General features: G+C 71.9%; 5 protein-coding genes and 1 pseudogene. 3 read left to right on the top strand and 3 right to left on the bottom strand.

Annotated elements, in window-relative coordinates:
* Positions 1–823 precede the first annotated feature (823 nt).
* A complete protein-coding gene (locus AB0M95_RS23075; RefSeq protein ID WP_363768035.1) occupies positions 824–2,260 on the top strand; it encodes a carboxyl transferase domain-containing protein in 1,437 nt (478 codons plus the stop codon).
* Positions 2,261–2,366: 106 nt separating this feature from the next.
* The gene (locus AB0M95_RS23070; RefSeq protein WP_363768032.1) at positions 2,367–5,897 is read left to right on the top strand and encodes a serine/threonine-protein kinase; all 3,531 of its coding nucleotides are present in this window, start codon (positions 2,367–2,369) and stop codon (positions 5,895–5,897) included.
* A gap of 38 nt (positions 5,898–5,935) precedes the next feature.
* Here the strand turns inward: AB0M95_RS23070 and AB0M95_RS23065 are convergent, their stop codons facing one another.
* The gene (locus AB0M95_RS23065) at positions 5,936–7,303 is read right to left on the bottom strand and encodes a cation:proton antiporter (protein WP_363768029.1); all 1,368 of its coding nucleotides are present in this window, start codon (positions 7,301–7,303) and stop codon (positions 5,936–5,938) included.
* A gap of 488 nt (positions 7,304–7,791) precedes the next feature.
* On the opposite strand from AB0M95_RS23065, the pseudogene AB0M95_RS23060 reads away from it, so the two are divergent.
* Positions 7,792–8,901: pseudogene (locus AB0M95_RS23060) on the top strand (RNA-guided endonuclease TnpB family protein); the annotation flags it as partial.
* Between the two features lie 307 nt (positions 8,902–9,208).
* Here the strand turns inward: AB0M95_RS23060 and AB0M95_RS23055 are convergent.
* On the bottom strand, positions 9,209–9,757 hold the full coding sequence (locus tag AB0M95_RS23055) for a flavoprotein (RefSeq protein ID WP_363768026.1): 549 nt from the start codon (positions 9,755–9,757) through the stop codon (positions 9,209–9,211).
* A gap of 94 nt (positions 9,758–9,851) precedes the next feature.
* The gene (locus AB0M95_RS23050; RefSeq protein ID WP_363768023.1) at positions 9,852–10,112 is read right to left on the bottom strand and encodes a WD40 repeat domain-containing protein; all 261 of its coding nucleotides are present in this window, start codon (positions 10,110–10,112) and stop codon (positions 9,852–9,854) included.
* Between the last annotated feature and the right edge of the window lie 85 nt (positions 10,113–10,197).

Raw genomic sequence — 10,197 nt, 5'->3', positions numbered from 1 at the left:
ACCGCCCGCAAACACGGCGTCGGCTTCTTCCACGCCCTCGTCGAACTCGCCGAGGGCCGCCCCTGGCTGCCCGCCATCCCAGGGCTCACACTCCTCGACGACCTTCGCGCCCCCGCCGGTAATTCAGTGTTGCCTACTGCGGCGTAATCCAAGACCTAGCGATCTTGGTGACCTAACCAGTTACGTGCGCGTATTATCACCGCGGCATGCGCGGCTCGCCGCGACCATGGCAGCCGTCCGGGGCCGCTTTCTCGGCGTGCGATTACCGCTGGAATTCTCTGGTGTTTCCGCCCCTTTTCGCGAGCGCCTGCCCGCGGCCGTCCCACCGTGGTGGATCAGGCGCGTCACGGCGGGTGCGGGCTTTCCTCGGAGGCTCGGAGCGGCGGCGATCCGGGCCAGGCGGACGTGAGAGGGCGCCTGCGGAAGCATGGCGACGCTCTTTACCGGACGTTCTCACTTCCCACGTCCGGACGGCATCGGGCCGCGATTCGACACGATGTGGAGGTGACCCGATGATAGTCGACGTGACGTCGCCTGGTCGTCAGTGCTGACCTGTTCACCCGACTGACGGTCGCACGCATTTCCGGATGACGTCAAGTGCGTTCCACCCCTGTTCGCGCATTCGATCGGTCATATGAATTCCTTCACCCCATTCATCAGAAAACCCTATTGGACGTTTTCGTGGGCGGCGTCTAGCGTGCTGACAGATTCACCGTGGCGGGTCTGGCCGGCGCGGTGAACGAGCCGGGACGCGACGCGGCGTGACGGCGTCCTGAACATGTCCCGCCCGCGTGCGCGGCGGTGAAACGCGTGAGGAGCCCCTATGACCGTGACCGTCACCGCCGCACCGGCTGAGCGGCTCGGCCGCCACCCCGCCGCTCCGGAGACGAGACTCGCCCGCCTGCTGGACCCCGATTCGGTCGTCTTCCTCCACCCCGTGGACGGCGCGGGAGTGCTCGCGGCGGCCGGGACCATCGGCGGCCGGCAGGTGGTCGCGTTCTGCACCGACGCCACCGTGATGGGAGGCGCCCTCGGCCTGGACGGCGCGCTGCGCATCGTCGAGGCGGTGGACGAGGCGATGCGCCGCCGCTGCCCGATCATCGGCCTGTGGCACTCGGGCGGCGCGCGGCTCGCCGACGGCGTGGAGTCCATGCACGGCTGCGGGCTGGTGTTCGCCGCGTTCACCCGCGCGTCGGGCTGGGTGCCGCAGATCTCGGTCATCCTCGGTCCTGCGGCGGGCGCCGCCGCGTACGGTCCCGCGCTGACCGATGTGATCATCATGGCCGAGTCGGCGCGCGTCTTCGTGACCGGCCCTGACGTGGTGCGCAGCGTGACCGGCGAGGACATCGACATGGAGGGGCTGGGCGGCACGGACGCGCACGGCCGCCGCTCCGGGGTCGCCCACGTGATCGCCACGACCGAGGACGACGCCTACCGGCGCGCCCGGCTGATCACGGGTTTCTTCGCCGATCCGGGGCGGCTCGACCTCGCGGGCGTGGACGACGGCCGCGACCCGGGCGCGCTGCTCCCCGAGTCGCCGCGCCGAGCGTACGACGTCCACCCGATCGTGCGCGCGGTGCTCGACCCGGGCGAGGACGGGTCGCCGGGGTTCGAGGAGTTCCAGGCGCGCTGGGCGCCGAACATCGTCGTCGGGTTGGGGCGGCTCGCGGGGCGCGCGGTCGGGGTCGTGGCCAGCAACCCGCTGCGCAAGGGAGGCTGCCTGGACTCCCTGTCCGCCGAGAAGGCCGCGCGGTTCGTCCGCATGTGCGATGCCCTGGGCGTTCCGCTGGTCGTGCTGGTGGACGTCCCCGGCTACCTGCCGGGCGTGGCCCAGGAGTGGGGCGGGGTCGTCCCGCGCGGCGCCAAGCTGCTGCACGCGTTCGCGGAGGCGACCGTGCCGCGGGTGACCGTCGTGATGCGCAAGTCGTACGGCGGCGCCTACATCGCGATGAACTCCCGCTCCCTCGGCGCCACCGCCGTCTACGCCTGGCCCGCGGCCGAGATCGCGGTGATGGGGGCGGAGGCCGCGGTCGGCGTCCTGCACCGCAAGCGGCTCGCCGCGACCCCGGAGGCGGAGCGCGCGGCGTTGCGGGCCGAGTTGGTCGCGGAGCACGAGCGGGTGGCGGGCGGCGTCCGCCGGGCCCTGGCCCTGGACGTGGTGGACGAGGTCATCGAGCCGCGCGCCACGCGCCGCCGCGTCGCCGAGGCCCTGGCCGCGGCCCCGGCCCGCACGGGCCGCCACGGCAACATCCCCCTCTGACCTCCGTACTCGGTAGCTTCCGCGACTCCCGGTCGTACTCACGAACCTCCGCGCCTCCGGCGGCATCTAACGGGCTGACCGATTTCCGTGGTGAGGAAGTGAGTCGATGTCGCCGACGTCCGCACTGCTGCCCGAAGATCCGTCGCGTCTCGGCGAGTTCTGGCTGAGCGGCCGCCTGGGCGCGGGCGGTCAGGGCGTCGTGTACGAGGCCTACGACGGCGAGGGGACGCGGGTCGCGGTCAAGGTGCTGCACGGGGACGCGGCGGCCGACCCGGACCTGCGCGCCCGGTTCGGCAGGGAGGCCACCGCCGCCCGCAGGGTCGCCTCGTTCTGCACGGCCCAAGTGCTCGCCGTCGACCTGGAGGCCCCCAAGCCGTACATCGTCAGCGAGTACGTCGCGGGGCCGAGCCTGCGCCAGGCGGTCGCCGACGGCCGCCGGTTCCGCGGCGACGAGCTGCACCGCCTGGCCACGGCCGTGGCGACGGCGCTGGCGGCGATCCACGACGCCGGCGTCATCCACCGCGACCTCAAGCCCGACAACGTGCTCCTCGGCCCCGACGGCCCCCGGGTGATCGACTTCGGCGTGGCCCGGACGCTGGAGATGTCCCTGACCGCGAGCGGCCTGGTCACCGGCACTCCCACGTACATGGCGCCCGAGGTCTTCATGGGTCAGCGGGCGGCGGCCCCCGCCGACGTCTTCTCCTGGGGCGCCGTCGTCCTGTACGCCGCGAGCGGGGACGATCCGTTCCACGCCGAGAGCCTTGGCGCGGTCATGCACCGGGTGCTGGCCACCGATCCCGACCTGGACGTCCTGCCCGCCTCCCTGCGCCCGCTGGTGGAGGCCGCGCTCAGCAAGGAGCCGGAGGAGCGGCCCACCGCCCGGCAACTGCTCCTCGGACTCATCTCCCAGCCCGGCGACGCCCAGGCCGACCTGCTGCGGGCCGGCAGCGCCGAGGCGGGCCTGCTCGGCGCGGACGGCCCGGCCGACCCGGGCCTCGGCACCCTCGCGGAGGAGGCGTACGGCTTCCTCGACCCGTCCGAGCGCAACCTCGTGCCCGACGTCTTCCTGCGCATGGTCGGCGTGGGTGAGAGCGGCGACCTCGCGCTCCGGGCGCTTCCCCGCGAGGAGCTGTTCGGGGGCAGGACATCCGGCGAGACGGCCGCGCTGCGGCGCGTCCTCACCGTCTTCTCCTACCTGGTCACCGCGCGGGGTGAGGAGTTCGCGCTGGCCCGCCCCGCCCTGCTGCGCGCCTGGCCCCGGCTGCGGGCCTGGGTGGACGACGAGCGCGACGGCCTCGCCGTCCACTCGATGATCCGCCAGGCGGCGCGGCAGTGGGAGGGCCACGGGCGGCGGGACGGCGACGTCCTGCAGGGCGGCCGCCTGGAGACCGCGCGGCGTTGGGCCTCCACCGGACGCCGCCACCTGCGGCTCAGCCCGCTGGAAGGCGACTTCCTCGACGCCTGCGAGGCGGCCACCCGCCGGCGCGGACGCCGCCGCCTCCTGCTCACGATCACCCTCGCCGCTCTTCTCGTCGTGTCTCTCGTGGCCGTCGCGACGGTGGTGCGGCAGAGCGGCGTCGTCGCCGGGCAGCGTGACCAGGCGCTCGCCGGGCAGGCGGCCTCCGAGTCCGACCGCACGCGGACCTCCGACCCGGTCCGCGCCATGCTGCTCGGCGTCGCGTCCTGGCGGCTGTCCGGGACGGCGCAGACGCGGGCCGCGCTGCAGAACTCCTGGGCGCAGCGCGAGCGCGCCGTCTTCACCGACCCCTGGACGGGTGGCGAGTCCGTCCGGCGGATCACCGCAGACGGGCGCCGGCTCGTCAGCGTGTCCCCGCAGGGCGTCCGTATCTACGACCTCCGGAGCGGGAAGCGGACCGGCGGATGGGACGGGCTCGGCATCGGCGACGACCGGTTCCGAGGGGCGGACATCAGCCCGAGCGGACGGCATCTCGCGGTCGCGGCCGGCGACACCGTCAGCGTGTGGGACATGACCACCGGCAAGCCGACCGGTGCCCGCCATCGCCTGGATGAGCCGGAGATCTTCAACTTCGTCACTTTCGCGGAGGGCGACCGGTACGTCGAGGTGCATGCGGGGCAGGGAGGCACGATCTGGGATACCCGGATGAACGCCACATTCGCTCCCCGAGGCGCCCTGACCCACGCGTCCTTCAACCCGGAGAACACGCTGGCCGCGGTGATGACCATGGAGCACGGCTTCGAGCTCCTCCGCCTGCCGGGCGGCACGCCCGTGGCCCGCTGGCATGGCGCCAACACCTGCGAGGGCGCCCCGCAGGGCATCGCGTTCAGCCCCGACGGACGGACCATCGCCTGCGTGAGCAGGGATGTCATCTCGCTCGTCGACGTCCGCACGCGCCGCACCCTGTGGAACGGCGACGGCGACGGTGGGATCTGGTTCAGCCCCGACGGACGGTACCTCGCCGTCGGCGGCGACAGGATGCGGCTCCTCCGTGCCGAGGACGGCGTCACCGTGCTCACCTTCCAGGCGAGCCCCGACGGGGTCGCCTTCGACGGCACGGCGCTGCGCTACCTGGCCGACGACACGGTCGTGACCCTCGACATCTCCGACATCCGCGCCCCCGCGCGGCTCCCCGGCGCTCGGCCCGACGTCGCGCAGCTGAGCCCCGACGGCCGGCTCCTGGCGACGCACCGGTCCGGCGCCCGGAACCTGGTGCTGATGGACGCGGCGCGGCGCCGCCCGCTCGGCGCCGGCATCCCCCTGGCCGAGCCGGACGGCGTGGAGCGGGACTACCTCGCGTTCAGTGGCGACGGGCGGGTTCTCGCCTTCGTCGACGGCCGCCGCGCCAACGTCGTACGCGTCTGGGACACCGCGCGGCACGTGGAGACCGGCAGCGTCACCCTTCCCGGGGACTGGTACGCGTACGGCCTGGCGATGAACGACGACGGCAGCGTCCTGGTCGTGTCCGCGACGACGCCCGACGCAGGACCGGCGCGCGGGCATCCCCAGCGGCTGTTCGCCTGGGACGTACGGCGGCGTCTTTGGATCAAGACCTTCGACCCGGGTGCGGAGATGAAGGTCGTCTTCCGGCCGGCGAGTGACTCGGTCATCCCGGTCGGCTCGCCCTCCGGCCGGCTCATCGACGTGCCCACCGGCCAGGCGTCCGGGCCGGCGTTCGGGTCCGGCAGGGTCGACAGGTACGCGGTCGCGCGGGCCTTCAGCCCCGACGGCCGGATCCTCGCGACCGCGGACGAATCCGGCCGCCTGGCCTTCTGGGACGTCGCCACCGGCCGCAGGCGCGGTCCCGTCTTCCGGGTCGCGACCTCCGGCACCGCCATCTCGGCCCTGCTTTTCTCTCCCCGGGGCGACGTCGCCGCGTCCGTCCTGAGCGACGGGACCGTCCAGCTCTGGGACGTCGCGACGCCCGCCCCGCTCGGGTCGGCGATCCCCGGTGGAAGCGCCCGCCTCCTCACCGCGGCCTTCGCCTCCGGCGGGCAGTGGCTGCGGCTCCTCGACGCGACCGGCGTCGTCCGGGACCTCGCGATCGACCCCGAGACCCAGGCCGCCACCATCTGCACCCGCGCCACCCGCCCCCTCACCGAGCCGGAGTGGCGCAGATCCTTCCCCGACGTCCCCTACCGCGACATCTGCGACGGTTGACGCCGGGGACCACGTTCCCCGAGGCCGGCACCAAGGGCTCAGGGGTGTGCCGGGCCGGTGGGGGAGGGCTGGGCGGTCGTGTCGTACATGCCCGCCCAGGACTCGTGGGCGGCCTTGCGGAGGAGTTCCTCGTCGCTCTGGGTGATATGCCGCATGGCCACCCGCAGCAGCGGCGGCGCCATCAGCGACGTGACCAGCGCGACCATGATGACGACGGTGTAGGTCGCGGTGGTGAGCACGCCGAGCCGCAGGCCGGTCATGGCGACGATGACCTCGACCACCCCGCGCGCGTTCATCCCCGCGCCGAGGGCCACCGCCTCCCACTTGCCGAGCCGGCTCAGACGGGCTCCGAGGTAGGCCCCGGCGAACTTGCCGAGGATCGCGATGGCGAGGACGGCCAGACCGGTCAGGGCGACGGCCGGCTGGAGCAGCGCGGTGAGGTCCATCCGCAGGCCCGCCGTCGCGATGAAGATGGGGGCGAGCACCGACAGCACCATCGTGCGCAGCGGCGCCAGGTGCTTCTGGGTCGCCGTGCCGGTCATGCCGATCAGCGTGCCGACCACCAGCGCGCCGAAGATCGGCTCCATGCCGAGCGCGTGCGTCGTGACCGCGCCGAGCAGGACCAGCACGACCGCCGTGGCGATCGCGGGGCCGGATTCGCGCGACCCGGCCGTCAGGCTCATCACGCGTCGTACCAGCGGGCGTCCCGCGACGACGGCGAAGGCGAGGAAGCCCACCAGGTACGCGACCGAGAGCGAGACGCCCAACAGGGTCACGCCGACGGTGGCGGCGGCGGAGACCACCGAGAGCAGGAACCAGCCGACCGCGTCGTCCACGGTGCCGGCGGCGAGCGTGAGCTGGCCGACGTCGCGGTGGAGCAGCCGCATGTCCGACAAGGTCTTGGCGATGACCGGGATGGCCGACACACACATCGCCACGCCGAGGAACATCGCGAAGACCGTGCGGTCGGTGCCGCCGGGGATGAGCGAGGCGGGCAGCGTGCTGCCGAGCGCGATGCCCAGGGCGAGGGGGATCAGCAGGCCGGTGAGGCTGACCCGAAGGGCGCTGGCGCTGCGCCGGCGCAGCATGGCCACGTCCAGATGGGTCCCGGTCACGCCGACCAGGAGCAGGACGCCGATCTGCCCGACGGCGTCGAGCAGGTGCGCCTGCTCCGGGGCGGCGGGGAACAGCCAGGACGAGAATCCGGGGGCGAAATGGCCGAGCAGCGAAGGCCCGAGGATCACGCCGGTGAGAAGCTCGCCGACAATGGCGGGCATCTTCAGGCGTTCGGCGAGACGGCCCAGGCATAACGCGAGCAGTAAGAGGGATGCGACCTGGACCAGGAAGATCAGAAGCTGGTGACCGCCGAGTGGCGTCGCCGGTGCGGCGAGGATGTTCACATTCATGTGCGACCTCTCCTAGGCGCCAATGCGGATCCACGATAAGTAGGCCGTCCGCACGGCATTAAGGATTCAGCGATCTGTCGCCGTATTACATGAAGTGCGCTGGTGAAAACCTCTCGCGGGCCTCTTCCGGCGAACCACGTGTAAGCACGATCCCGCCTTCTGGGCCGGTACCGAGAGAACAGGGCTCGGATATCAGACACTACCGGGTTCGTCCGTAGTGCTCCGGCCTTCAGGCCGGGGGTGAAGCGGACTGTCCCGCGTAGCGGGGCAGGGAAAGCTGATCCTCCGCCAAGGCGGATCGGCGTTACCCGGCGGAGTCGAGATGGTGGTGCCGTTCGACCCGACAGGCGTGACAAAGGAGGACGGCGCGGGGTTCGCGGTGGCGTTCGGCGGTGGCCGGCTCGCCAGTGAAGAAGTAGGCGCCCCAGGTGGTCGCGAGTTCTCGAACACCCATTCGCCCGGCCCGGTACCAGGCTACTGTTGGCGCCGTGCAGCTCAGGTACAACTTCCGCCTCTACCCGACTCCTGGTCAGCGTGCCGAGCTGGCCAAGGCGTTCGGGTGCGCGCGGGTGGTGTTCAACCACGGTCTGCGCGCACGGTCCGACGCTCACGCGGCCGGGTTGCCGTACATCTCGGATGGGGAGTTGTCCAGGCGGGTCATCACCGAGGCGAAGAAGACGCCGGAGCGCTCCTGGCTGGGTGAGGTGTCGGCTGTGGTGTTGCAGCAGGCGCTGGCGGACCTGAACCAGGCGTTTCGGAACTTTTTCGACTCGGTCAGCGGGAGGCGGAAGGGGCCGAGGGTGGCCCCGCCCCGGTTCCGGTCCCGTAAGGACAAACGGCAGGCGATCCGTTTCACCAGGAACGCCCGCTTCTGTGTCACGTCCGGCGGGAGGTTGCGCTTGCCGAAGATCGGGGATGTGGAGGTCCGCTGGTCCCGTTCCTTGCCCGCCGCCCCGTCCAGCGTGACGGTGGTCAAGGACGCGGCCGACAGGTACTTCGCCTCGTTCGTCGTCGACGTCGAACAGCGGCCTCTTGCGCCGGTCGAGTCGGAGACCGGGATCGATCTGGGGCTGGGGCACTTCGCGGTCCTGTCCGACGGGCGGAAAATAGACGCCCCGCGTTTCCTGCGCCGGGCGGAGAAGAAACTCAAGAAGCTCCAGCGGGCGCTCGCCCGTAAGGAGAAGAAGTCGGCCAACCGGGCCAAGGCTCGGAGGAAGGTCGCCCGGCAGCACGGGAAGGTCGCCGACGCGCGCCGTGAGTTCCACCATCAGCTCTCCACGAAGATCATCCGCGAGAACCAAGCGGTGTTCGTGGAAGATCTGGCCGTGGTGGGACTGGCGCGTACCCGGCTGGCCAAGAGCGTGCATGACGCGGGCTGGTCGGCGTTCGTGACCATGTTGGAGTACAAAGCCCGCCTGTACGGCAGGACGTTTCACCGGATCGACCGGTGGTTCCCCTCCTCGAAGCTGTGCTCGGGGTGCGGGACTGTCGCCGGCGAGATGCCGTTGAAGGTGCGGGAGTGGACCTGCCTGTGCGGGGTGGTCCATGACCGTGATGTCAATGCCGCACGTAACATCCTGGCCGCCGGGAGGCGGCAGGTCGCCGCTGGACGGAAACCCGTGCCTGAGATGGGCGGGAAGCGGAGACCCAAAACGCCTGTGGAGACTGGTAAGACCCCGGACCTCCGCGCCCCGGCGCGGGGAGAAGGGCACGGTCGAGGAAGCAGGAAGCCACCGAAGTGCCGCCGCGTGAGCATGCGCGGCACAGGCGGAATCCCCGGGCTTCACTTCAGCCCGGGGAGCGCGTCAAGCAATTACGCATGGGTCGCCCGGCGGTTGGAGTTCGCGCGCCGACGAGACAATCTCAGCTTCCGCCCACCACGCGGAGGAATGAGTAGTAAATCGACTACTTGGCGTTATAAGCCTTGGCGTCGCCCGGGCCGCCGAGCGCGGAAACGGCGAGGTGCCAGGGGAAGGCGTCCAGCTCGTCCTCGCCCGGGCCGGGCGCGTGCGGTCCGGCGTCTCCCGTGACGACGCGGACCCCCTCGGCCGCCAGCTCCTCGACACTGCGCCGGTACGGCGCCCGCCCGGCCAGCGCGGCGTTCACGAACGGCAGCATCACGACGGGAATGCCCAAGCCCGGAGCCTCCGCCAGCAGGCCGAGGGCATAGGTGTCGGCGATGCCCCGGGCGAACTTGTTCACCGTGTTGTACGTGGCCGGGGCGACGATGATGGCGTCGGGCCGAGGCGGCTTGGGCTCGTCCGGCTTGCGGTAGCGGCTGCGCACGGGCCGCCCGGTCTGCTCCTCCAGCGCGGGCACGTCGACGAAGTCCAGCGCGGACGGAGTGGCGACGATCTGCACCTCCCACCCGGCGTCCTGCGCCAAGCCCACCAACCTGCCCACGTCCCGCGCCGCGCCGGCCGCGCAGACGATGACGTACAAGACCCGGCTCACGAGCTCTCCCACCGATTCGACGACCCCGCCCGCACACCCACGGTGATCGCGTTCTGTCCCTGTCCGTGGCGATTCTGGCACGGCGCCCGTCCGCTCATCGGCCCCGCCACAGCCGGACGATCCCATCCTTGAAGCCGGTGGCCAGCGTCCGCCCGTCCGGGCTGAACGCCAGCGCCATGATCTCCCCCGGCTCGGACTCGTCCTCCGAGGACCACGAGTCCCCGGAGAACTCCTTGATGTACCGGCGGCGGGGGACGTCCCAGAAGCGGTCCGCGACGGAATCCGCATCCGCGACGGAAACCGCGGCCGGCGCGGCGTCCGCGACGGCGACGGCATCCTGGGGAGGCCCGTCCACGGGCGCCGAGCCCCGGGGCGGCGTTTCCTGGGAGGACGGTCGTCCCAGCGTGACGCCGGAGGATGCCGGATGCGGGCGTTCGGCG

Origin of the sequence: Sphaerisporangium sp. NPDC051017, assembly GCF_040683095.1 — a bacterium.
Taxonomy (GTDB): domain Bacteria; phylum Actinomycetota; class Actinomycetes; order Streptosporangiales; family Streptosporangiaceae; genus Sphaerisporangium.
This window is presented reverse-complemented; position numbering and strand designations above follow the sequence as displayed.